The following is a 23,862-nucleotide window of genomic DNA, read 5'->3' as shown; positions in this document are numbered from 1 at the left end:
AAGGATATTCCAATGCGTTATCTCCATACGATGGTCCGCGTCAAAGACGTCGACCAGTCCCTGCATTTCTATTCGACGCTGTTCGGCCTTGAGGAGGTGCGCCGCCACGAGAACGAAAAAGGCCGCTTCACGCTGATCTTCCTCGCCGCGCCGGAAGATGCCGAGGCCGCGCGGGCGAACGCCGCCCCCTGCCTCGAGCTCACCTACAACTGGGACAGCGAAGACTATACCGGCGGGCGCAATTTCGGCCACCTCGCCTACGAGGTCGACGACATCTATGCCATCTGCCAGAAGCTGATGGACAATGGCGTGACGATCAACCGCCCGCCGCGCGACGGCCACATGGCCTTCGTGCGCTCGCCGGACGGCATTTCCATCGAGATCCTGCAGAAGGGCGACAGCCTGCCGCCGGCCGAGCCCTGGGCCTCCATGGGCAATACCGGCGCCTGGTAGCCCTTTCCGGACGCAAGCCCCGGGCAAAGCTTGCGTCCTATACATCCGTGCAACGATCATCGTTTCGCCGTATTTGGCCGGATACCTCTTGCCCATCCGGTCGATCGCCAGCGAGAGGGCGTCTTGGCCGATTCGGGCCGGATCGCCTCCCGTTCTGCGTTTCACGGCTTTACGCGCTTCGGCCTTTACACCACCGACCGAAACGCTAACATCGCAGCAACCGCAGCTTGGCCCTTCGGCTTTTCTCGATTGCGGTTGCGACTGTTTGAAGAAATGGCCCGACCGGCAGCAAGACCGGGGGCGCGAACGTCGAAAGCGGGGGAAAGCCTTTGCAGGACATGCAGGGAAAGTGGCCAGGCCTGAAGGCGCTGCGGTATGGATTGCTGCTGGCTGTTTCGGTTGCCACGCTCTCGGGCTGCGTTTCCGCAGTCTCAACGGATATGCGCGTGGACGGCAGGGCCGCGCAGGAAAGCGAAGACACGCTCGCCGAAGGCAGCACGGACGAGACCACCACGCCCGTGGTGAGCGCGGGGGCTGCCGGCGGAACGGCCGGGGAGCCCTCCGTCACCGCCGATGCCGCTTCGGCGGTGGTGGCGGACCGGCAGGTCGCGGATGACGCCGCCGCCGACCGGTCCGGCCTCGTCATGCAGCCGACGACGCTGAATGCCGGCAGGGCCAGCATCTACGGCACGGGCACCCAGGCGGTCGCGACCGGCAATGCCTATGCCACGCAGACCGCGGGTGCCAATGCCTCCGTCAACAGCCTCTATGCCGGCACCGGCGCGGCGCAGACGGCGGACCAGTCCGGCCGCCTGCCGGTCGAGGACATGCCGCAGGTCGGATCGACCGGCCAGCAGCCGCTCGCCGCGCCCGGCGACGAACAGGCGGAGATCACGCTGCCGGAAAATGGGCCGATCCCCAAGACCGCGCGAACGGCCCTCACCGCGGAAGCCGCCACCGGCAATGCGGCGGACCTTGTCCTTGCGACACCGGCGGGCGATGACGCGGCGGCAGTGCTGCCCGGCACCACCGGCCAGGCGAGCGCGACCGACATCAAGAAAGACGAGCCGCGAAAGACCATGACGCTCGCCTCGCTCTTCGCCAACAAGCGCGAGGCCAGGCAGCAGTTCGACGGCAACCGTTTTGCCGAAGGGCCGCGCCGCGTGCTCAACCGGGAAAGCGCGAGCGCCACCCGCAAGGCTTCGCTCGGCACGCTGCCCGGCGTATCGATGGCCAGCTCCATGTTCTCGACGGACCATTCGGAGGCCGACGAGGTCGAGGACGACGGCCCGCAGTTCAAGGAAGTCGCTTCGCTCGCCGGCCTTGCCCGCCTCGCGCCGAACGGCCTGTGGCTGCAGACGGAGAAGGTGCGCACCGGCTGTTTCAAGCCGGAACTGCTGCAGGTGCTGAAGACGATCGAGAAGCACTACGACAAGCCGATCATCGTCACCTCGGGCCTGCGCGACATCAAGGTCAACCGTGCGAAGCAATCGCTGCACACGCGCTGCGCCGCGGCGGATATCCAGATTTCCGGCGTCAGCAAGTGGGAGCTTGCCGAATATCTGCGCTCCATGCCGGGCCGCGGCGGCGTCGGCACCTATTGCCACACCGAATCCGTGCATATCGACATCGGCCCGGAGCGCGACTGGAACTGGCGCTGCCGGCGGCGCAAGTAGGCAGCGCCCTAACCCTCTGTGATCGATGCCTTTTCGCACGAAGAGCCGCCCCTGGGCGGCTCTTCATTTTTTTGTCACAACGGCTTTTTCCGGCTTGCGGAAGCGCAGGCGCCCTTCTATAAGACGCCCACCGCACGCGCCCTTCGTCTATCGGTTAGGACGTCAGATTTTCATTCTGAAAAGAGGGGTTCGACTCCCCTAGGGCGTGCCACCCTCCCCGACAATCTGTATCACAAAGCGACCAGCCCTCCGTCTCGGAACGAAGCATGGGCGAGAACGTTTACCATTCACGGCTGCAGTCTTACGCGGCCGGGCGAGAGGCCGCGTCGAGCTTGGCCCAGCGCTCCGGGGTCTCGAACCGCCCAAGTCGCGCCGCCCGCCCGGCCCAGCATGCCGGACGAGCGGCTGCGTGTTGCCGACAGGGGCAACGAGGCTGAGCCAGCGGGCGCCCGCCGGGAGGGTCGAACGGCGGCGCCTCAGGTCCTCAGCACGGCATATATGGGAAGGCGTCCGCGAGATTACCAGTCGTCAATCCGGGATGGCGGCGCGGCGCATTGGCATGCCCGCCTGCTCTCGGCCGGGCCGGCCGGCAACGGGAACGCCGAAGGCCTGTTTCCTTCTCTCCGTCCTGTGAAAAAGTTGGCGCCCGCATGATTTTCCGTCTTGCGAATCCGTCCGGTGCCGACTAGATAACGCCCACCGCACGCGCCCTTCGTCTATCGGTTAGGACGTCAGATTTTCATTCTGAAAAGAGGGGTTCGACTCCCCTAGGGCGTGCCACTCTTCCCCTGTTTTTGTGACTCGAAACGCTTGGCGTGATCCCGCTTGGACGCGACCCGCCATTTTGCCGCGCCTCCCGCTATCCGTTCCATGCGGCCATGCGGCTTGCCAGCCGAGGGAACGCCGACTATCTTGCGCGCACCGAAATAAGCAGGAAAATCAAGCATGTCGATAGCCCGCAACCTCGTCTTCTCCGCTCTTGTCGCATGCGCCGTCGGTGGTGGCATGATGGCTTACGACACATGGACGGGCGCCGAATGGGAGGTGTCGCCGGACCAGATCGCCGCAGCCCGGGCGGAAGGCAAGGCGGGGCTCGAATCGTCGCCCGGAACCGTCACGGTCCTGCCCATCCGCAGCGAAACGGCCGATATCCTGCCGTTCAAATGGGCGCTCTACGGCCTTGCGGCCGGCATTGTCGCGTTCATCGGGCTTCGCAAGAAGAAGGCCGCCGCGTGAAGCCCTTCGCCGCGCTGGTTTTCGCATTGCTTCTGCCGGTCTGCGCCGAGGCGAACTGCATTCCGCCCTGGCGGACGCAGTTCGCCTGCAATATCCCCGAGCGCCATGCGCGCGTCGAGTTCTGCCGCCTTCCCGAGCCGGGCGACCACCCCGGCAAGAAGGAGGCCTATTACACCTATGCCGTCGGCGCCGCGGCGGCGGAACTGTATTTCGAAACCGATTCGACCTGGTTCTCGACGAAGGACACCGAAATCGACCATCCGACGGACCTGACCATGGCCGTCGGTTATGCCCATGGCAAATATGTCTATGCCTTCGTGGTGACGGAGGACAAGCGCGAGGCCGACGGCATCCGGCAGGGAGAGGTGCGCGTCTACGGTTCGACGGATGCCTTCACGAACGACACCCGGGGCAACGAGATGACGAGGCTCGCCTGCGACCCCGCCTCGATCCTCGCCGATCGTGCGAGCATCCGCCCCTGACCGGGCGGCCCGCGCCGAAAAACCCCACGGAAAAAACTGGAAATTCCTGCATTTAGGGCTTGCGCAAATCAGCGGCCCCGACTAGAAGACGCCCACCGCACGCGCCCTTCGTCTATCGGTTAGGACGTCAGATTTTCATTCTGAAAAGAGGGGTTCGACTCCCCTAGGGCGTGCCACCCTCCCCTTTTCGACAATCGAGACCCTCCCGTCAGAACGCCTTCGCGGCGTCCAGTACGCGGAACTGTATGCGCCGGCTGCCCTGCCAGCTGTCGGCGGAAAGCGTGCCGGCGATGTGCACCGCCTGCCCGCGCTGCTTCATCAGAAACAGGCCGAGATCGGCTTCCGCCGCGCGGAAGGCCATGGCGCCGAGGCGCCCGCCATCGGGGCCTTCGAGCTCCAGGCGCAGGTGATTAACGCCGACGGGCCTGACGTCGCGCACCCGGTGTGCCGGCAGCGCGAAGATCGGCTGCGGGTGACCGGAACCATAGGGGCCGGCCTGCTCCAGCTGGTCGGCGAGCGCCAGCGTCGCGCCGCCGGCGCTCAACGCCCCGTCGATCTTCAGCGTTTCCACGGCCACCAGATCGCGCACGGCGCGCTCGGCGCGTTCTTCGAAGAAGCCACGCAGGCGGCCGAGGTTTGACCGCTCCACGGTCAGCCCGGCCGCCATGGCATGGCCGCCGCCCTTGACGAGAAGGCCCTCCTCCACGGCAGCGCGCACCATGCGGCCGAGATCGAAGCCGCTGATCGAGCGGCCGGAGCCGGTGCCCTTGCCGGAAGGGTCGAAGGCGATGGCGAAGGCGGGGCGGCGGAACCGATCCTTGAGGCGCGAGGCGAGCAGGCCGACGACGCCCGGATGCCAGCCCTCGCGGGCCGTCAGGATGACGGAGGCGCTTTCGCCGGTGCCGTATTCCGCCTGCGCCTCGGCCTCCGCCTCGGCCAGCATGGCGGCCTCCATGGCCTGGCGCTCGCGGTTGAGGTCGTCGAGCTGCCTGGCGATGCGCTCGGCCTCGCCCGGCTCGTCGATGGTGAGAAGCCGGCTGCCGAGCGCCGCATCGCCGATGCGCCCGCCGGCATTGATGCGCGGGCCGACGAGGAAGCCGAGATGATAGGGCGTGACGGGGCCGCCGATGCCCGCCTGCTTCAGGAGCGCCGTCAGCCCGGCATTGCCGAGATGGCGCGCGGCGACGAGGCCCTTGACCACATAGGCGCGGTTGAGCCCCTTCAGGGGAACGACGTCGCAGACGGTGGAGAGCGCCACGAGGTCGAGCATGGCGAGGAGATCGAAGGTCTTCGCCCGCGCATCACCCCTGTCCCGCAGCACGCGCTGCAGCGCCACCAGGACGAGGAAGACGACGCCGGCGGCCGACAGGTGCCCCTGCCCCGACAGGTCGTCCTCGCGGTTCGGATTGACCAGCGCATGGGCCGGCGGCAGCGCCTCGCCCACCTGGTGGTGGTCGATGACGACGACGTCGACGCCGCGCGCCTTCGCGACGGCCAGCGATTCGTGGCTGGTCGAGCCGCAGTCGACCGTGACGATCAGCTCGGCGCCGCGCTCGATGAGCTGGGCGATGGCATTGGGGTTCGGGCCGTAGCCCTCGAAGATGCGGTCGGGAATGTAGATTTCCGCCTGCACGCCGAAATGCGCGAGGAAACGATAGAGGAGCGCCGAGGAGGCCGCGCCGTCGACGTCATAATCGCCGAAGATCGCGACGCGCTGGCGCCTTTCGATGGCCAGCGCCAGCCGCTCGGTGGCCGCCTCGCAGTCGATCAGGCTGTAGGGTTCGGGCATCAGGCGGCGCAGCGTCGGGTCGAGGAACTCGACGGCGCCTTCGAACGGCACGCCACGCCCCGCCAGCACGCGCGCGATGAGATCCGGCAGGCCGTGGCTCTGGCTCATCGCCAGCGCCCGGTTCTCCCCCGCCTGGTCGAGCCGCGCCACCCAGCGCTGGCCGGTCACCGAGCGCTCGACATTCAGGAAGGCCCGGCTGACGGGGTCGGCGTTTTCCAGCATGCTCATGGCGGCTCCTGCCGTGTTACCCCCCTCTGCCCTGCCGGGCATCTCCCCCACAAGGGGGGAGATTGGATGAGGCAATGTCTCACGCCCCTCGTCAACGTCGCAATTCAAGCATAGCGCCGCTTCTTTGCCGATCTCCCCCCTTGTGGGGGAGATGCCCGGCAGGGCAGAGGGGGGTGCCCGGACGCGGCAAAGGCCGCAAAATCAAGCAGCCTTCGGCCGCTCGATGCGGATCACCTGCGGTTCGCCGACAAGATAGCCCTCGCCCTTGATGGACGCCACGGCCTTGCGGACGGAATCCTCCATCGTCGCGTGGGTGACGAGGATGATGGTCTTCGGATCGGTCGATTCGGTCGTCGACTGCGCGCGCTGCACGATGGATTCCAGCGAGATGCCGTTTTCCGCCATGTGCCTGGCGATGCTGGCGAAGACGCCGGTGCGGTCCTCCACCGAAAGGCGGATGAAGTAGCCGCCGTGGTGCTTGCGGATCTGCGCGCGCTTGTAGGGGATGAGCGCGGCGGCCGGGCGGCCGAGCGCCGGCACGGTCTGCGCGCCCGGGCGGCTCTTGGCGATGTCGGCAATGTCGCCGAGCACGGCCGAGGCCGTCGCATTGCCGCCGGCGCCGGGGCCGACCATCAGCAGTTCGCCGAGAATGTCCGATTCGATCGCCACGGCATTCGTCACGCCGTCCACCTGCGCGATGACGCTGTCGAGCGGCACCATGGTCGGGTGCACGCGCTGTTCGACGCCCGTGTCCGTCTTCTGCGCGACGCCGAGCAGCTTGATGCGGTAGCCGAGATCGGCGGCGGCGCGGATGTCGTCGATGGAGATGTTGGTGATGCCTTCGAGATAGATGTCGTCGGCCGAGATCTTCGTGCCGAAGGCGAGCGTCGTCAGGATCGACAGCTTGTGCGCCGTGTCGTTGCCCTCGATGTCGAAGGCGGGATCGGCCTCGGCATAGCCGAGGCGCTGGGCTTCCTTGAGGCAGGCCTCGAAGCTGAGGCCCTCCTTCTCCATCTTGGTGAGGATGTAGTTGCAGGTGCCGTTCATGATGCCGTAGACGCGCGAGATCGTGTTGCCCGTCAGCGACTCGCGCAGCGCCTTGATGACCGGAATGCCGCCGGCGACGGCCGCCTCGTAGTTGAGGATGCAGCCGTTCTCCTCGGCGATGCCGGCAAGCTCGACGCCGTGCGCGGCAAGCAGCGCCTTGTTGGCCGTCACGACATGCACGCCGCGCGACAGCGCCGCCTTGACCGCGGCATGGGCCGGATCGCCGGCCCCGCCCATCAGTTCCACGAAGACGTCGATCTTCGCCTCGCGGGCGAGCGCGACCGGATCGTCGAACCATTCGGCGGCCGAAAGGTCGACGCCGCGGTCGCGGCCCTTGCTGCGGGCCGTCACGGCGGCGATCGCGATCGGCCGGCCGCACGTCGTTGCGAGCATGTCCCTGCGTTCGACGAGAATCTTCGCGAGCGAGGCACCAACGGTCCCCAAGCCCGCAATGCCGATCTTCAGGGCATCAGCCATGGTCATGTCCTAACGTTTTGGAAGAAAGCCCTCCGCAGAGACGCGGAGGGCGGATTTTTCAGCGATGGGCGTTCAGCGAGATGACGTTGTGCATCGTCTCGTCCGCCGTGGAGAGGAACTTCTTGATGTTGCGCGCCGCCTGGCGGATGCGGTGCTCGTTCTCGACCAGCGCGAGGCGGACATAATCGTCGCCCTGCTCGCCGAAACCGACGCCCGGCGCCACGGCGACATCCGCCTTCTCGACGAGCAGCTTGGAGAATTCCAGCGAGCCGAGATGACGGAACTTTTCCGGGATCTTCGCCCAGGCGAACATGGTGGCGGCCGGCGGCGGCACCTCGAAGCCGGCCTTGCCGAAGGTGTCGACCATTACGTCGCGGCGGCGCTTGTAGACGTTGCGCACTTCCGCGATGTCGGAGCCGTCGCCGTTCAGCGCATGGGTCGCGGCCACCTGGATCGGCGTGAAGGCGCCGTAGTCGAGATAGGACTTGACGCGGGTCAGCGCGGCGATCAGCCGCTCGTTGCCGACGGCAAAGCCCATGCGCCAGCCGGGCATGGAGAAGGTCTTCGACATGGAGGTGAACTCCACCGCGATGTCGATGGCGCCGGGCACTTCCAGAACGGAGGGCGGCGGCGCGTTGTCGTCGAAGTAGATTTCCGAATAGGCAAGGTCGGAAAGCACGATGATGTCGTGCTTCTTCGCAAACGCGATCACGTCCTTGTAGAAATCGAGCGAGGCGACATGCGCCGTCGGGTTCGACGGATAGTTGATGATCAGCGCCAGCGGCTTGGGGATCGAGTGGCGCACGGCCCTTTCCAGAGGCGGGAAGAAGCTCTCGTCCGGCTCGACCGACATGGAGCGGATCACGCCGCCGGCCATCAGGAAGCCGAAGGCGTGGATCGGATAGGTCGGGTTCGGGCAAAGGATGACGTCGCCCGGCGCGGTGATCGCCTGCGCCATGTTGGCGAAGCCCTCCTTGGAGCCGAGGGTCGCGACGACCTGCGTCTCCGGGTTCAGCTTAACGCCGAAGCGGCGGGCGTAATAGGCGGCCTGGGCGCGGCGCAGGCCCGGAATGCCCTTGGACGAGGAATAGCGGTGCGTGCGCGGGTCCTGGACCACCTCGCAGAGCTTGTCGACGATCGCCTTGGGGGTCGGCAGGTCGGGGTTGCCCATGCCAAGGTCGATGATGTCGGCGCCACCCGCTCGCGCGCTTGCCTTCAAACGGTTGACCTGTTCGAAAACATACGGCGGCAGACGCCGGACCTTGTGAAACTCTTCCATCTTCAACCCCGTTAGGCACGAAGCCCCTCCGGCGGCCTTGCCGGACGGCGCAAAACTCCGTGCGAATCAAGAAATCGGATACGGACGAAAGCGTTCGAAATGAAGGCGCTCCGCCCGGCCGACGGCCAATTGGCCGTCATCCGCTTTGCTGCCAAACGGCAAGAAACGCAAGCGCTAATTCGTCTTCTCGATTTGCGAAAGCGCCGCCTTGCCATGGCCGTCGCGCAGCGCCTGCAATTCGGCGAGCTGGCGGCGGTATTCGGCTTCCGAAATCGCGCCCGAGCGGCGGCTGTTGGAGAGCGCCGTCAGGCGCGCGCTATAGCCGGCCGCCTCCTCGTCACTCATCTGCTGCGTCTCGGCGCTGACGATCGCCGTGATGTCGGGATAGACGTCGGCCCGGTTCGCGCCGGCATTCGCCGTCGCGGTCGACGTCGTCTCGCTCGAGGCGCAGGAAGCGAGCGCCGCCGCGGCGGCGGCCATGAGAAGAGCGGCGCGCAAGCGCCTGATTTCGAACGCCATGTGGCTGTATGCTCCTGTCGAAACGACCGGTTCCCGATATTGCCTTGTGCGGCTGTCAGGCCCTTGTAATCTGTTTCGTAGAGAATGTAAAAATACAAAAGTAACAATAAAATCGGGAGGGAACCATGGCCGACGAACGCAAGGCGAATGAACGCGATGCGGCCGGAAACAAACCCGGTTTCCAGCCCTTCGACCCCGCGACGATCGAGCCCTACATCGTCAAGGATCCCGAGGCGCTGACGGTCAACTTCGCGCGCACCATCGAACAGCTCGGCAAGGCCGCCTCCGCCTGGCTTGCCCCGCGCGAAAGCGGCGAGAAGGTCGACACGGTTTCCGAGCCGATGGTCGACATGGTGAAAACCCTTTCCAAAGTCTCCGAATACTGGCTGACGGACCCGCGCCGCACGCTGGAGGCGCAGACGCTGCTGCTCGGCAGCTATTTCAACATCTGGTCGCGCACGCTGGGGCGCCTTTCCGGCGAGGCGCAGGACGCCGCGCCCGATCCGCACGGCAAGGACAAGCGCTTTGCCGACGAGGACTGGGTGAAGAACCCCTTCTTCGATTTCCTGCGCCAGGCCTATTTCGTCACCTCCGACTGGGCGGAGAAGCTCGTCACCGATGCCGAAGGGCTCGATGAGCACACGCGCCACAAGGCGGGCTTCTATGTGAAGCAGATCGCCAGCGCGATCTCGCCGACGAACTTCATCACCACCAATCCGCAGCTCTACCGCGAGACGGTGGCTTCCAACGGGGCGAACCTGGTGCGCGGCATGAAGATGCTGGCCGAGGACATCGCCGCCGGCCGCGGCGACCTGAAGCTGCGCCAGACCGACACGAGCAAGTTTGCCATCGGCGAGAACATGGCGCTGACGCCGGGCAAGGTGCTGGCGCAGAGCGATGTCTGCCAGGTCATCCAGTACGACGCGACGACGGAAAAGGTGCTGAAGCGCCCGCTGCTCATCTGCCCGCCCTGGATCAACAAGTTCTACATCCTTGATCTCAACCCGGCGAAATCCTTCATCAAGTGGGCGGTGGACCAGGGCCACACGGTGTTCGTCATCTCCTGGGTGAACCCGGACGAGCGGCATGCGGACAAGGACTGGGAAGCCTACGCCCGCGAAGGCGTCGGCTTCGCGCTCGACACGATCAGCCAGGCGACCGGCGAGGACGAGGTGAACGCCATCGGCTATTGCGTCGGCGGCACGCTGCTTGCGGCCACCCTCGCCCTGCACGGCCAGGAGGGCGACAAGCGCATCCGCACGGCGACGCTCTTCACCACGCAGGTCGACTTCACCCATGCCGGCGACCTGAAGGTCTTCGCCGACGAGGAGCAGATCGACCTCATCGAGCGCGGCATGAAGGCGACCGGCTATCTCGACGGCTCGAAGATGGCGACCGCCTTCAACATGCTGCGCGCCTCCGAGCTGATCTGGCCCTACTTCGTCAACAACTACCTGAAGGGCCAGGATCCCATGCCCTTCGACCTGCTCTACTGGAATTCGGATTCCACGCGAATGCCCGCCGCCAACCACTCGTTTTACCTGAGGAATTGTTATCTCAACAACACCCTCGCCAAGGGCGAGATGACGCTTGCCGGCAAGACGCTGTCGCTGAAGGACGTCAAGATCCCGATCTACAACCTCGCCACCAGGGAGGACCATATCGCGCCGGCGAAATCGGTCTTCGTCGGCAGCAAGTTCTTCGGCGGCAAGGTGACCTATGTGATGGCCGGCTCCGGCCACATCGCCGGCGTCGTCAATCCGCCGGACAAGATGAAGTACCAGTACTGGACCGGCGGGCCGGTGAAGGGCGAATTCGAGGACTGGGTGGAAAAGGCGAAGGAAACGCCCGGCTCCTGGTGGCCGCACTGGCACGACTGGATCAAGGCGCAGGACGACCGCATGGTGCCGGCGCGCAAGACCGGCGGCACGATGAACTCGATCGAGGAGGCCCCCGGCTCCTACGTGCGCGTGCGCGCCTGACCGCCGACGCCCATGAAATTCGATCCGCCGCTCGTTTCCGGCACCCTCGTGCAGCGCTACAAGCGCTTCCTGTTCGACGCCATCCTCGACGACGGATCGGCGATCACCGGCTCCTGCCCCAATACCGGCTCGATGCGCGGCCTGACGGCGCCCGGCTCGCGCATCTGGATGTCACAGAGCGACAGCCCGACGCGCAAGCACCGCCATCGCCTCGAACTGGTGGAGGCGGACGACACCGTCGTCGGCATCAATACGGGCCTGCCGAACCGGCTGGCGGAGGAGGCGATCCGCGCCGGCCTGGTCGCCGATCTCGGCACCTATCCCGTCCTTGAGCGGGAGAGGAAATACGGCCGCAATTCGCGCATCGACATCCTCCTGTCCGGGCCTGACCGGCCCCCCGCCTATGTCGAGGTGAAGAACGTGCATTTCCGCCGCGCCGCCGGCCTTGCGGAATTTCCCGACACGGTGACGGCACGCGGCGCAAAGCACCTCGAGGAGCTCGGCGACATGGCCGAGGCCGGTTTCCGCGCGGTCATGCTCTATCTCGTCCAGCGGGAGGATTGTTCGCGGTTCCGCATCTGCGCCGATCTCGATCCCGCCTATGCGGCCGGCTTCCGCCGGGCGCTTTCGCGCGGCGTCGAGGCCTATGCGGTCAAATGCGCCGTTACATCCCAGCAAATCCGGCCCGTCGCGTCGATCGCCATGGACGAACCCGGTCTGGCTGATCTATGAACATGCGGACAGACTAGCGAAAGTTCGACCATGGTGACCTATATCGACGCGACCTCCGCGCCGCTGAAGAACACGGGCGTGATCCGCCTTTACGACGCCGAGGCCTTTGCCGGCATGCGCAAGGCCTGCCAGCTGACCGCGCGCTGCCTCGACGAACTCTACCCACTGGTCAAGCCGGGCGTTGCCACCGACGTCATCGACCGCTTCGTCTTCGAGTTCGGCATGGACCACGGCGCCCTGCCCGCGACGTTGAACTACCGCGGCTACACCAAGTCGAGCTGCACCTCGATCAACCACGTCGTCTGTCACGGCATCCCCAACGAGAAGCCGCTGCGCGAAGGCGACGTCGTCAATATCGACGTCACCTTCATCCTCGACGGCTGGCACGGCGATTCGAGCCGCATGTATCCCGTCGGCGAGATCAAGCGCGCCGCCGAGCGCCTGCTCGAAGTCACCCACGAATGCCTGATGCGCGGCATCGCCGCCGTCAGGCCCGGCGCGCGCACCGGCGCCATCGGCGAGGCGATCCAGGCCTATGCCGAGGCCGAGCGCTGCTCGGTGGTGCGCGATTTCTGCGGCCACGGCGTCGGCCGCCTCTTCCACGACGCGCCCAACATCCTGCATTACGGCCGCGCCAACGAGGGGCCGGAAATGAAGGAGGGCATGATCTTCACCATCGAGCCGATGATCAATCTCGGCCGGCCGCATGTGAAGGTGCTCTCCGACGGCTGGACGGCGGTGACGCGCGACCGCTCGCTCTCCGCCCAGTACGAGCACACGGTGGGCGTGACGGCGGATGGCTGCGAGATCTTCACGCTTTCGCCCGGCGGCCTCGACCGCCCCGGCCTTTCCGCTTAAGGCCGCCCATGACGGGATCGCGCGGACGAACGGACACGACCTCCCCCCTTGATACGGGAAACGACCCGCCGACCGCCGACGACCTCTTCGACACGCTCGACGAGCGGGGCCATTTCTTCGAGCACCCCGCCCGTGCGACGCCCGCCAAGGCCATTCCGGCAGCGGAAGACAAGCACTATCACGGCCACCGCGAGCGGCTTCGCCTGCGCTTCCGCGACAGCGGCGACGGGGCGCTCGCCGATTACGAGATCCTTGAGCTCCTGCTCTTCCGCCTCATCCCCCGGCGCGACACGAAGCCGGTCGCGAAAGCGCTGCTCGACCGCTTCGGCACGCTGGCCGGGGTCTTCGGCGCGACGCCCGCCCTGCTGCAGGAGGTGAAGGGCATCGGCGAGGCGGTGGCGCTGGACCTGAAGCTCGTCTCGGCCGTCGCCCAGCGCACGCTGAAGAGCGAGATCCGCAACAAGACCGTGCTCGCCTCCTGGTCCTCTGTCATCCAGTATTGCCACGCCGCCATGGCGCACGAGCCGCGCGAACAGTTCCGCATCCTCTTCCTCGACAAGCGCAACACGCTGATCGCCGACGAGGTGCAGGGCCACGGCACGGTGGATCACACGCCGGTCTATCCGCGCGAGGTGGTGCGCCGCGCGCTGGAGCTCTCGGCCACCGCGATCATCCTCGTCCACAACCACCCGTCCGGCGACCCGACGCCGTCGCGGGCGGACATCGATATGACGAAGACGATCGTGGAGACCGCCCGGCCGCTTGGTATCACGGTGCATGACCACATCATCATCGGCAAGGACGGGCATGCCAGCCTCAAGGGGCTGAGGCTGATCTGAAAGGAAGGGCGGCGCCCTGCGGGAAACCGCCGAATCGCGTTACAAAACAACGAAATCGGGTGCGTTCCTTCATCCGATTGAAACGGTTTGCTGCCACATTCGGTTGACGAAAATTTGCACGGCGAAGACAATTGCTGCATCGCAATATGATTCTTCCCGCAAAAGGCTGGGGCCATCTCACATGCAGGAATATGATCTCGTCGTCGTGGGCAGTGGCCCCGCAGGCCGCCGCGGCGCCATCCAGGCGGCAAAGCTCGGCCGCAAAGTCCTCGTCATCGAGCAGGGAAAACGCGTCGGCGGCGTCTCGGTGCACACCGGCACGATCCCCTCGAAGACGCTGCGCGAGACGGCGCTGAACCTTTCCGGCTGGCGCGAGCGCGGCTTCTACGGCCGCGCCTACCGCGTCAAGCAGGAGATCAGCGCCGACGACCTGCGCCGTCGCCTGCTCATCACGCTCGATCACGAGGTGGAGGTGCTGGAGCACCAGTTCGCCCGCAACCGCGTGCAGCACATGCGCGGCAAGGCGAAGTTCGTCACGCCGGAGACGATGGAGATCGTCAAGGACGACGGCGAGACCGTTCACGTCCAGGCCAGGAGCATCATGCTGGCCGTCGGCACCAAGCCGTACCGCCCGGAGAGCATCCCTTTCGACGGCGTCAGCGTTCTCGACAGCGACGAGCTCCTTGACATCAAGGAGCTGCCGCGCTCGATGGCCGTCATCGGCGCCGGCGTCATCGGCATCGAATATGCCACGATCTTCTCCGCGCTCGACACGCAGGTCACCGTCATCGACCCGAAGCCGACGATCCTCGATTTCATCGACAGGGAGATCGTCGAGGAGTTCATCCACGATCTGCGCGACCGCAACATGAAGCTCATCCTCGGCCAGAAGGCCGACAAGGTGGAGAAGCTGGAAAACGGCAAATGCGAGATCACGCTGGACAACGGCCGCCACGTCACCTGCGACATGGTGCTCTATGCCGCCGGCCGCGTCGGCGCGACGGACAGCCTGAACCTCGCCGCAGCGGGCCTGACGGCCGATTCGCGCGGCCGCCTCAGCGTCAACCCGGAAACCTTCCAGACCGACGTGCCGCATATCTATGCCGCCGGCGACGTCGTCGGCTTCCCGAGCCTTGCCTCGACCTCGATGGAACAGGGCCGCATCGCCGCCCGTGTCGCCGTCGGCGCCATCGCCAAGGAACCGCCGAAATATTTCCCCTACGGCATCTACGCCGTGCCGGAAATCTCCACCTGCGGCCTCACCGAGGAAGAGGTGAAGGAACGCGGCATCCCCTATGAATGCGGCATGGCGCGTTTCCGGGAGACCTCGCGCGGCCACATCATGGGCCTCAATTCCGGCCTGCTGAAGATGATCTTCTCGCTGAAGACGCGGCGTCTGCTCGGCGTGCACATCGTCGGCGAAGGCGCGACGGAGCTCGTCCATATCGGCCAGGCCGTCTTGAACCTGAAGGGCACCGTCGAATATTTCGTCGAGAACACGTTCAACTATCCGACGCTCGCCGAAGCCTACAAGATCGCCGGCCTCGACGCCTGGAACCGCATGGGCGACCTGTCGCAGGCGAAGTAATCCTTCGCCGGCCAAGAAGATCGGTTCACATGCCGATGCGGACCCGCATCATGCGTCCGGGTTCGCAGGAAACGCGCGGGAGGAGCGGCACGCATGAGGATCCTGTCGCTGAACGTCTGGGGCGGCATGCTGCACGCGCCGCTCATCGACTATCTCAGGGCCGTCGATGCCGATGTCTATTGCCTGCAGGAGGTGCCCCGCGCCATCGCCGCGCGGTCGGCATGGCTGACCTATCGCGACGGCGCGGTGGAGCTCCAGCAGCGCGCCAATCTCTACCGGGACATCGCGACGGCCCTGCCCGGCCATGACGGCTTCTTCGCGCCGGCCATGCGCGGCGAGCTGGCGGACGGCGATCGTCCCTGCTGGCAGGAATTCGGCCTTGCCACCTTCATCCGCCAGGATATCGCCGTGATCGGCCAAACGCTCGATTTCGTGCACGGCGCGTTCTCCCCGCACTGTTTCGGCCCCCACCCCCGCCCCCGCAACGCCCATGCCTTCCGCCTCTACGACTATGCCGCGGACCGCGCGCTCACCGTCGCGCAGCTGCACGGCCTTCGAACCGTCGACGGCAAGGGCGACACGCCGGAGCGCGCGGCGCAGGCCGAGGCCCTCGTCACCCTCATCGCGCGCCTGCACCGCCAGGACGAAGGCCTCGTCCTCTGCGGTGATTTCAACGTGCTGCCCGAGAGCGAGACGTTCAAGACACTCGCGCGGTTCGGCCTCACCGACCTCGTCACCACCCGCGGCTTCACCGACACGCGGACCTCGCTCTACACGAAGCCCGGCCGCTATGCCGACTACATGCTGGTGAACGCGACGGTAAGCGTTGCGGATTTCACGGTCGTGGAGGCGCCGGAAGTGTCGGATCACCGGGCATTGCTGCTCAGCCTTGCGTAAGCGGAGCACCGCTTACCCCCCTCTGCCCTGCCGGGCATCTCCCCCTCAAGGGGGGAGATCGGCAAGACGCAAAAACCTTGCGCAACCAGCAACGCTAGTTAAGGGCAAGATTGTGCTCCATCCAATCTCCCCCCTTGAGGGGGAGATGCCCGGCAGGGCAGAGGGGGGTGCCGCACCGGATGCGACGACCTGAAGCGAACGGTCATAGACCGCAGCAGAAGAAAAAAAGCCTTCGCGTTTTCCCCGCCCCCTCCATTCATGCCTACAATCTCCCCATCCCGCCGCGGATACACCGCGAGGCGTCGTGGCGAGGCGGGGTCGGCGCGGGGCGTGGGGGGAAGACGCAGAACCCCATGCACCGGGCCTGCGGAAAATGGTCTCCCTCCGGCGACACGGGGGAAGCGGCGGGCGTTGGACCGAGCCTTCCGCTTCACGCCCCGAACGGCGCGCCGGGCGTGCCTGTGCGGCACACAAGGGGGCCGGTCTGGCGGATGCGTCGGCATCGTCCGCCGGGATGAAGCCCGTCCGGAAAGGCTTGCCTTTCCGTCCGCGATCGCCAAGGCGCGCGATGACGGATGCAAAAACGGAAAACGGCGTCATCCCGGAAACCGACGGGAAACGTCCGCCCGGCCCGGCCTTTGCAGAGAGGCCCAGGTCGCGGGCAAAAACCGCCGAACGGGGCGCTGAAAGGCGTCATATTACATATTTCTGACCCGGCGGCTTCCAGCGCCCCGTCCGACGCTCTTTGAAAACCCACGGGCGGAAACCGCCGCGTGGATGACGGTGCGAGAACAGCAGGAACGCGGCCCTTGCCGAGCAAACAAAAAGGCCGCCCCGAAGGACGGCCTCTTTACATGATATCCGGTCGGACCGATTATTCGGCGTCGCCTTCGGCGGCCTTCTTCTTGGCCGGGGCCTTCTTCTTCGGAGCGGCGTCTTCGCCTTCGGCGGCTTCGGCCTTGGCGGCAGCCTTCTTCTTCGGCGCGGCCTTCTTGGCTTCCTTCTCGGAACCTTCGGCCTCGTCGTCCGCCATCAGCTCGTCCTTGGAGACGGTCTTGTCCGTCACCTTGATCTCGCCGAGCAGGTGGTCGACGACCTTCTCTTCGAAGATCGGCGCGCGGAGCGAAGCGGCGGCGCCCGGGGTCTTCTGGAAGTATTCGAGGATCTGCTTTTCCTGGCCCGGGAACTGGCGGAGCTGCTGGTAGAGCGACTGCTGCATTTCCTCGTCGCTCACCTGGACGCCGGCCTTCTCGCCGATTTCCGAGAGAACGAGGCCGAGGCGGACGCGGCGCTCGGCAAGCTTGCGATATTCTTCGCGCGCAGCTTCTTCCGTCGTGTCCTCGTCAGCGAAGGTCTTGCCGGACTGCTGGAGGTCCGTGTTGATCTGGCGCCAGATGTTTTCGAACTCGGCGTCGACCAGGCGCTCCGGCGTGTCGAACTTGTACATCTCGTCGAGCTGGTCGAGGATCTGGCGCTTGACCTTCTGGCGGGTGACCGAGCCGTACTGGCTCTCGATCTGGCCGCGGACGATCTCGCGCAGCTTGTCGGCCGATTCGAGGCCGAGCTTCTTGGCAAGCTCGTCGTTGATCTCGACATCGGCCGGGGCGGCGACGTCCTTGACGTTGATGTCGAAGGTCGCTTCCTTGCCGGCAAGGTTGGCGGCCGGATAGTCGGCCGGGAAGGTCACGGTGATGACCTTCTCGTCGCCGGCCTTCAGGCCGACGAGCTGCTCTTCGAAGCCCGGGATGAAGCGGTTGGAGCCGAGAACCAGCTCCGCGTCCTCGTCCTTGCCGCCGTCGAAGGGCTCGCCGTCGACCTTGCCGAGATAGTCGATGGTGACGCGGTCGCCGTCGGCGGCCTTGCCCTTCTTCGTCTCGTAGGAACGGGCGCTTTCGGCGATCTTGAGGATCTGCTCGTCGACTTCGGCAGCGTCGACTTCGACGACTTCGCGCGTGACGGCGATGCCGGAATTGTCCTTGAGGTCGATGGCCGGGATCACTTCATAGGAGAGCGTGAATTCGAAATCGGCCTGGCCGGCGAGAATCTTCTCGGCCTCGGCCTGGTCCTCGGTCATCGCGATTTCCGGCTGCGTCGCGGACTTTTCGCCGCGCTCGGAAAGGATGGCCGACGGACGGTCGCGGACGATCTCGTTGACGAGTTCGGCCATGATGGACTTGCCGTACATCTTCTTGAGATGGGCGAAGGGCACCTTGCCCGGACGGAAGCCGTTGATGCGGACACGGCCCTTGGCGTCTTCAAGACGCTCGTTCATCTGAGCTTCCATGTCCTTGGCCGGGATGACGACCTTGATTTCGCGCTTCAGCCCTTCAGCGAGCGTTTCGATAACCTGCATGTTCAAACCTTCATTTCGAGTTGGCGGTGCTCAAACCGGCCTGCCGGTTATGGCGAACACCCCGCCGGTCCATTTGCCGGCAGTGGCTTTACTGAATTTCGTGGCCTTTTGGCAAGCAAAATGGCGCTCTCATATATCCACAACCCGCCGAAACCTTCTGTTTCGGCGTTCGGTGGCTCTGGTGCGGGTAGAGAGACTTGAACTCCCACGCCTTGCGGCACCAGAACCTAAATCTGGCGTGTCTACCAATTTCACCATACCCGCGTCTCAGAAACCGCTTTGCCACGGGCAGCGTAGCCGCGCACCGTGGCGCCTTCCGAGCGCGGCGTCTCTATATCACCCGTTTTGGGCGGATCAAAGGAAAAATGCGGGGTTTCGGGCACCGCGATCAATAGAGCGGTTCGTCATAGACGGGCTCGCCCCGAAGCACGAGCCGGGCGATCTGCGGCGTGCCGTCCTTCGAGACGCGCGCCTCCACCTCCAGCTCCTCCTGGTTGCGGGCATCCTCCAGCACCCTGCCCTCGCCCTCCGGCACGTAGTAGCGCTCGATGCCGTAGTTGACGAAGAGGGCATCCGGCAGGCCGCCGTCGCCGGCGGAATAGTAGTCGAAGGGCAGCGTGCGCAGGATGACGCTGCCTGCCTCCGGCGCAAGGTCGCCGAAACGCGCCTCGCTCGCCGTCCACAGGCCGTCCGCGCCGGGCTTCAGCCGCACGGCAAGGCGCACGCGGCCGCTCGCCTTCGGCACCTCGCCGGTGACGATCGCCTTCGGGATGGTCGAGATCGGGTAGGACAGGATGACGTAGTCGCCGCGCAGCAGATCACGCGGATCGACCGGCAGCGTCTTCAGCTTGATGTCGGCGCCGCTGCGCAGGATCGAGGCGCGGCTTTCGACCATGTAGCCGAGCACGGCGGTCTGCAGCGCGGCCGCGAGGATGCCGGCGACGAGCGGGGGCACGCGGAGAAAGCGGGATGTCGTCATGGTCAGGCCTCCGCCCTGGTTTCAGCCTTGGAAAAGCGCCGCTCCAGCACGATCACCGCCCAGGCGACCAGCGCCACGACCAGTCCGGACACCAGGAAGAAACCGGACGTGCCGATGATCGAGCCGATCGTCTCGGAGGCGAGATAGAGCGTCTCGGCGGCGAAGGTCGCATAACCGAGGTAACGCACCGCGCCGTTCTCCTTGCCGGACAGCGCGATGCCGGCAATGGCGGCGACGAGCGTGACGATGCCGAGCAACAGCCGGTTCGCGATGTCGTCGAATTCGGCATGCAGCACGAGAAGGCCGACCACCAGCACCAGGTAGGAATAGAAGGCCGGTGCCGCGCCGGCGCTGCGGGCGAGCGCATGGAGCGGCGATTGCGGCACGGCGGCAAGGAGATAGGCGACGGCGCCGAACCCCGCGATCGCGATGGCGGTCTCGGGCGTCTCGTATTCGCTATAGATAAAGGCGAGCCAGGCGACGAGCAGCAGATAGGCGAGATGCCGCACCCGTGCCGCGCCGGTATAGCGCACCAGAAGAATGATGACGGCTGCCATCAGCGGCATCAGCCAGAGCAGCACCGTCTCGTCGACATTGTAGGATTGCGTCCAGTCCGCGCCGGAGACGACGAAGGCGAGGACACCCGCAATGGCCGTGACGGCGCCGGAGCGGAAGAGCGCGGCGGCGGCGACCGCGCCGGCGAACCAGACGAGCATCGCCTGGAACGTGTCGCCGGAGAGATGATACATCTGCCCGACAAGCGCGATCGCGCCGCCGAAGGCGAGCGTGCCGAAGACGAGGAAGGCGGCCGCCAGCCGCTCCGCGCCGCGGCTGACCAGCAGCGCGCCGCCGAGATAGGCGCCCCAGATCAGGCCGACGATGCCGACGAGCCGCACGAGCCGCGGGATCGCTTCCCAGTTGGCCGCAACGAGCAGCAGCACCGCGGCGGAGACGAGAAGGGCCGCGATGATCATCAGCACCCGCCCGAGGCTGAAGGAACTGGGCCGGGAATCGTATTCCTGCAGCAGGCGCCCGGCCGTCGGGGCATCGAGCAGGCCCTGTGCCGTCCAGTGTTTGAGATCGCGCTCCAGCCTGCCCCTGTACATCCGTTCCCGCTCCGTTCGGAAAAACACCTGTGGTTCACGCCGATTCCGGCTTTGTCAACAGGAACGATACAGATCGGCCTGAAATTCGCAATCGGAGCAAAAATCCGCCAAAAGGGCATTTATTCGCGCTTCTCGCCCTTGAAGGCGGGCCTCCGACCACCAAGATTAATGGGAAATAAAGAAAGACTGGATAAAACTGGCCTTCACAGGCCGATTGGCCCGGTGATTTCGGACATGCAGGTGGCGCATATCATCCATGCTCATATTGCACTGCACAAAATCGACGGCCAGGGCTATAGTGCAGACATCGGATCAGAAGCGATCCGGCCCGCAAATCAAGGCGCCGCGTAGTGTAGGGCGACAGAGGAGCGGGAAGGCGGACGGGTCGAACCGCCCGGCATGATGCCGAGAGACCCGGGCCCCGCAAGCGGGGAACGACATGGAATTCGGAACGACGCACTCCTCCTCCCAGCGTCGTTTCGATACGATTGGCAACACTCCTCCTCCCAGTTGCCAATCAACTTTAGTGACGCCCGCTGGATCTCCTCCCCCAGCGGGCGTTATTATTTGCGCAAACGCATGGCAGGCCGCGCCAAAGCGGCCCGATCACCAGACAAGCCCGCCTTTTCGCCCAACACTTGGGCAACCCCGTCCCGCACAGCGCGGAATACATGCGCCCTGCGCATAGGTGCCATTCCGATCGCGCTCTACCGCGCACGGCTGCGGCGGCCTATATGGTTCTCATCGGTCGGGCGACAATCTCCTCCTCCCAACGTCCCCGACAGGATTGGCGGCCCTCCCTCCTCCTCCCAGGCTGCCAATCGATATCACCAACGCCCGCCGGACCTCCTCCCCCGGCGGGCGTTGTTTTTTTGCGTCGCAACCAAGCAATGTTGCATAACGGCCTTAACCTTTATGGCCGAACGCCCGGAATTCGGCCTGAATTTTGTCAAAACTTCTGCTTGACATGCTCAAAACGCATAGGTGCCGTGCTGTAACAGCGCTGTTCTTTTCGGCGGCGCAGCGTATATTCCAATCACCAGATCGGGGCGGCGCCAAGGACGAGCGGCCGCCCAGCAGGAAGCCCAAGAAAGGGGTAAGAACATGAACTTGGCACGCTCTTTCAACAACTGGCGCAAGTACCGTCAGACCGTCAACGAACTCGGCCGCATGTCGGACCGGGAACTCCGTGACCTCGGCATCGGCCGCAGCGATATCCCGTATATCGCCCGCAAGGCCGCCAACTAAGCCGAACGACCTTTAACGGTCCCGTTTCGAACGCCCTCCGGCTCCCGCTGGAGGGCGTTTTCGTTTGCGCGTCTTTTTGCGCCGCACAATGTCGCAATTTTCCATGCGCGACATGCAGGGCCGCCCTTCCCCGACATGCATTTTTCCTATCTGCCTGGAATGGCGGCATTTTCTGCCCATTTTGCCTGCAGGCGATCCATCTGCCCGATTGATGGTCGTCTTATTGCACAAATGCATAGCAGCTGCATTTTCTTTGCACTGCACATTAACAAGGGGATCGCCTATATAGAGCTCACACACCGGCGAGACAGACCTCCCGGCCAACACTTCGAGGAGATGACCATGAACCCGATCCGCATTGCAAAGAACTGGATTTCCTACCGCCGCACGATGAACGAACTCGGCAACCTGTCGAACCACACGCTGTCCGACATCGGCCTGACCCGTTACGACATCCGCGACATCGCAGCCCGTTCCTTCCGCTAAGACATAGCCGGTTTCCGCCGCTGCGGCCGGAAACGGCGACGCGCGAGGAACGCTTCAAACGGCACCATTCGGTGCCGTTTTTGATTCGGGCTTTTGAATCTCCGCCATGGAAGTCGGCCCGCGGGCATGGTAACGAACCGCCCATGACACAGACCTCCTCCCTCGCTCCCATCCACGTCGTCGGCGGCGGCCTTGCCGGCTCGGAAGCCGCCTGGCAGATCGCCGAGAACGGCGTCCCCGTCATCCTGCATGAAATGCGCGGCGTGCGCGGCACGGATGCCCACAAGACGGACGGCCTTGCCGAGCTCGTCTGTTCCAATTCCTTCCGCTCGGACGATGCGACCAGCAATGCCGTCGGCGTGCTGCACGCCGAAATGCGGCTCGCCGGCTCGCTGATCATGCGCGCGGCAGACGCCAGCCAGGTGCCGGCCGGCGGCGCGCTCGCCGTCGACCGCGACGGCTTTTCCGCCGCCGTCGCCGCCGCACTCGAAAGCCACCCGCTGATCACCATCACGCGCGAGGAAGTCACCGGCCTGCCGCCGGAGGACTGGGACCAGGCGATCATCGCCACCGGGCCGCTCACCGCCCCCTCGCTCGCCGCGGCGATCCAGGAACGCACCGGCGCCGATTCGCTCGCCTTCTTCGATGCCATCGCGCCGATCGTGCACACGGCCAGCGTCGACATGGACATCTGCTGGTTCCAGTCGCGCTACGACAAGGTCGGCCCCGGCGGCACGGGCAAGGACTACATCAACTGCCCGATGGACGAGGCGCAGTACAACGCCTTCGTCGACGCCCTCATCGCCGGCGACACGACGGGCTTCAAGGAATGGGAAGGCACGCCCTATTTCGACGGCTGCCTGCCGATCGAGGTGATGGCGGAGCGCGGCCGCGAGACGCTGCGCCACGGGCCGATGAAGCCGATGGGCCTTACCAATGCGCACAACCCGACGGTCAAGCCCTATGCTGTCGTGCAGCTGCGGCAGGACAATGCGCTCGGCACGCTCTACAACATGGTCGGCTTCCAGACGAAACTGAAATACGGCGCGCAGGCAGAAATCTTCCGCCTGATCCCCGGCCTTCAGAATGCCGAGTTCGCCCGTCTCGGCGGCCTTCACCGCAACACCTACATCAACTCGCCGACGCTGCTCGACCGCTCGCTGACGCTGAAGGGCCGCCCGGGCCTGCGTTTCGCCGGCCAGATCACCGGCTGCGAGGGCTATGTGGAGAGCGCCAGCATCGGCCTGCTCGCCGGCCGCTTCGCGGTGGCCGAACGGCGCGGCGAAACGCCGTCGCTGCCGCCGGAAACCACGGCCTTCGGTTCGCTGCTCGGCCACATCACCGGCGGCCACATCGTCTCCGACGACGAGCCGGGCAAACGCTCCTTCCAGCCGATGAACATCAATTTCGGCCTGTTCCCGCCGCTGGAGCCGGGCACGGTGACGAAGCCGGAAGGCGTGAAGCGGTTCCGCGGCAAGGACAAGGCCCTCGCCAAGAAGCAGGCGACGGCCGCAAGGGCGCTCGAAGACTGCGCCCGCTGGCTCGGCCGCTGACCCCGGCGGCCGGCCCGCGGCCGCACCCTCAAAATGCACGACACCCGTATAAGGC

Annotated in this window: 21 protein-coding genes and 4 tRNA genes; 17 read left to right on the top strand and 8 right to left on the bottom strand. The window is 65.4% G+C overall.

Features of this window, described 5'->3' with window-relative positions; all coding sequences use genetic code 11:
• Positions 1 to 12: 12 nt before the first annotated feature.
• The 7 genes from gloA to WMC41_RS08465 all read left to right on the top strand — a co-directional run bounded on the left by gloA (position 13) and on the right by WMC41_RS08465 (position 4,023).
• Positions 13 to 453 carry a lactoylglutathione lyase gene (gene gloA, locus WMC41_RS08495; protein ID WP_432347681.1) on the top strand — a complete coding sequence of 147 codons (441 nt, stop codon included), beginning with the start codon at positions 13 to 15 and terminating at the stop codon, positions 451 to 453.
• A 446-nt stretch (positions 454 to 899) separates the two neighbouring features.
• Positions 900 to 2,129, top strand: a complete 1,230-nt coding sequence (locus tag WMC41_RS08490) for a D-Ala-D-Ala carboxypeptidase family metallohydrolase (RefSeq protein ID WP_432347679.1) — start codon at positions 900 to 902, stop codon at positions 2,127 to 2,129.
• A gap of 136 nt (positions 2,130 to 2,265) precedes the next feature.
• Positions 2,266 to 2,340: transfer RNA gene (locus tag WMC41_RS08485), tRNA-Glu, on the top strand.
• Positions 2,341 to 2,834: 494 nt separating this feature from the next.
• A tRNA-Glu gene (locus WMC41_RS08480) sits at positions 2,835 to 2,909 on the top strand.
• A gap of 165 nt (positions 2,910 to 3,074) precedes the next feature.
• Entirely contained in the window at positions 3,075 to 3,365 is a 291-nt protein-coding gene (locus WMC41_RS08475) for a hypothetical protein (protein WP_244765591.1), read from the top strand.
• On the top strand, positions 3,362 to 3,847 hold the full coding sequence (locus WMC41_RS08470; RefSeq protein ID WP_432347677.1) for a hypothetical protein: 486 nt from the start codon (positions 3,362 to 3,364) through the stop codon (positions 3,845 to 3,847). Before WMC41_RS08475 ends, WMC41_RS08470 begins: the two co-directional genes overlap by 4 nt.
• A 101-nt stretch (positions 3,848 to 3,948) precedes the next feature.
• A tRNA-Glu gene (locus WMC41_RS08465) sits at positions 3,949 to 4,023 on the top strand.
• A 32-nt stretch (positions 4,024 to 4,055) separates the two neighbouring features.
• Here the strand turns inward: WMC41_RS08465 and recJ are convergent.
• The 4 genes from recJ to WMC41_RS08445 form a co-directional block, all read right to left on the bottom strand.
• Positions 4,056 to 5,858, bottom strand: a complete 1,803-nt coding sequence (recJ, locus tag WMC41_RS08460) for a single-stranded-DNA-specific exonuclease RecJ (protein ID WP_432348299.1) — start codon at positions 5,856 to 5,858, stop codon at positions 4,056 to 4,058.
• Between the two features lie 207 nt (positions 5,859 to 6,065).
• The gene (locus WMC41_RS08455) at positions 6,066 to 7,388 is read right to left on the bottom strand and encodes a homoserine dehydrogenase (RefSeq protein ID WP_432347675.1); all 1,323 of its coding nucleotides are present in this window, start codon (positions 7,386 to 7,388) and stop codon (positions 6,066 to 6,068) included.
• Positions 7,389 to 7,446: 58 nt separating this feature from the next.
• The gene (locus WMC41_RS08450; protein ID WP_064329964.1) at positions 7,447 to 8,667 is read right to left on the bottom strand and encodes an LL-diaminopimelate aminotransferase; all 1,221 of its coding nucleotides are present in this window, start codon (positions 8,665 to 8,667) and stop codon (positions 7,447 to 7,449) included.
• A 174-nt stretch (positions 8,668 to 8,841) separates the two neighbouring features.
• Positions 8,842 to 9,186: an SHOCT domain-containing protein gene (locus tag WMC41_RS08445; protein WP_244765595.1), complete on the bottom strand. Its 345-nt coding sequence runs from the start codon at positions 9,184 to 9,186 to the stop codon at positions 8,842 to 8,844.
• A gap of 125 nt (positions 9,187 to 9,311) precedes the next feature.
• Here WMC41_RS08445 and WMC41_RS08440 point away from each other — a divergent pair, with 125 nt between their 5' ends.
• The 6 genes from WMC41_RS08440 to WMC41_RS08415 all read left to right on the top strand — a co-directional run bounded on the left by WMC41_RS08440 (position 9,312) and on the right by WMC41_RS08415 (position 16,082).
• Positions 9,312 to 11,168, top strand: coding sequence for a PHA/PHB synthase family protein (locus tag WMC41_RS08440; RefSeq protein ID WP_288077411.1), 1,857 nt, complete (start codon positions 9,312 to 9,314; stop codon positions 11,166 to 11,168).
• A 12-nt stretch (positions 11,169 to 11,180) separates the two neighbouring features.
• Positions 11,181 to 11,900: a DNA/RNA nuclease SfsA gene (gene sfsA, locus WMC41_RS08435; RefSeq protein ID WP_432347672.1), complete on the top strand. Its 720-nt coding sequence runs from the start codon at positions 11,181 to 11,183 to the stop codon at positions 11,898 to 11,900.
• 30 nt (positions 11,901 to 11,930) lie between these two features.
• Positions 11,931 to 12,758, top strand: a complete 828-nt coding sequence (gene map, locus WMC41_RS08430; RefSeq protein ID WP_432347670.1) for a type I methionyl aminopeptidase — start codon at positions 11,931 to 11,933, stop codon at positions 12,756 to 12,758.
• 8 nt (positions 12,759 to 12,766) lie between these two features.
• Positions 12,767 to 13,597, top strand: coding sequence for a RadC family protein (gene radC / locus WMC41_RS08425; protein WP_432347668.1), 831 nt, complete (start codon positions 12,767 to 12,769; stop codon positions 13,595 to 13,597).
• A 181-nt stretch (positions 13,598 to 13,778) separates the two neighbouring features.
• Positions 13,779 to 15,185, top strand: a complete 1,407-nt coding sequence (sthA, locus tag WMC41_RS08420; protein ID WP_288077359.1) for a Si-specific NAD(P)(+) transhydrogenase — start codon at positions 13,779 to 13,781, stop codon at positions 15,183 to 15,185.
• Between the two features lie 93 nt (positions 15,186 to 15,278).
• Positions 15,279 to 16,082: an endonuclease/exonuclease/phosphatase family protein gene (locus tag WMC41_RS08415; protein WP_432347666.1), complete on the top strand. Its 804-nt coding sequence runs from the start codon at positions 15,279 to 15,281 to the stop codon at positions 16,080 to 16,082.
• Between the two features lie 874 nt (positions 16,083 to 16,956).
• Here WMC41_RS08415 and tig read toward each other — a convergent pair.
• From tig to WMC41_RS08395, 4 genes are all read right to left on the bottom strand, one after another.
• Positions 16,957 to 18,435: a trigger factor gene (gene tig, locus WMC41_RS08410; protein ID WP_244765602.1), complete on the bottom strand. Its 1,479-nt coding sequence runs from the start codon at positions 18,433 to 18,435 to the stop codon at positions 16,957 to 16,959.
• Positions 18,436 to 18,614: 179 nt separating this feature from the next.
• Positions 18,615 to 18,699: transfer RNA gene (locus tag WMC41_RS08405), tRNA-Leu, on the bottom strand.
• Between the two features lie 124 nt (positions 18,700 to 18,823).
• A complete protein-coding gene (locus WMC41_RS08400) occupies positions 18,824 to 19,414 on the bottom strand; it encodes a GDYXXLXY domain-containing protein (RefSeq protein ID WP_432347665.1) in 591 nt (196 codons plus the stop codon).
• Between the two features lie 2 nt (positions 19,415 to 19,416).
• Complete coding sequence (locus WMC41_RS08395; RefSeq protein ID WP_432347664.1) at positions 19,417 to 20,520, bottom strand: DUF2157 domain-containing protein; 1,104 nt, start codon at positions 20,518 to 20,520, stop codon at positions 19,417 to 19,419.
• Between WMC41_RS08395 and WMC41_RS08390 the strand changes: the two genes are divergently transcribed.
• The 4 genes from WMC41_RS08390 to trmFO all read left to right on the top strand — a co-directional run bounded on the left by WMC41_RS08390 (position 20,485) and on the right by trmFO (position 23,807).
• Positions 20,485 to 20,871, top strand: coding sequence for a hypothetical protein (locus WMC41_RS08390; RefSeq protein ID WP_432347663.1), 387 nt, complete (start codon positions 20,485 to 20,487; stop codon positions 20,869 to 20,871). The two genes, WMC41_RS08395 and WMC41_RS08390, sit on opposite strands and share 36 nt — an antisense overlap.
• 753 nt (positions 20,872 to 21,624) lie before the next feature.
• A complete protein-coding gene (locus tag WMC41_RS08385; RefSeq protein ID WP_024270460.1) occupies positions 21,625 to 21,768 on the top strand; it encodes a DUF1127 domain-containing protein in 144 nt (47 codons plus the stop codon).
• A gap of 342 nt (positions 21,769 to 22,110) precedes the next feature.
• Positions 22,111 to 22,254, top strand: a complete 144-nt coding sequence (locus tag WMC41_RS08380; RefSeq protein WP_023511883.1) for a DUF1127 domain-containing protein — start codon at positions 22,111 to 22,113, stop codon at positions 22,252 to 22,254.
• Positions 22,255 to 22,397: 143 nt separating this feature from the next.
• Entirely contained in the window at positions 22,398 to 23,807 is a 1,410-nt protein-coding gene (trmFO, locus tag WMC41_RS08375) for a methylenetetrahydrofolate--tRNA-(uracil(54)-C(5))-methyltransferase (FADH(2)-oxidizing) TrmFO (RefSeq protein ID WP_432347661.1), read from the top strand.
• The last annotated feature ends 55 nt before the right edge of the window (positions 23,808 to 23,862 follow it).

Source organism: Shinella yambaruensis (assembly GCF_050859155.1).
In the GTDB taxonomy this organism is placed as follows: Bacteria; Pseudomonadota; Alphaproteobacteria; order Rhizobiales; family Rhizobiaceae; genus Shinella; species Shinella yambaruensis.
This window is presented reverse-complemented; position numbering and strand designations above follow the sequence as displayed.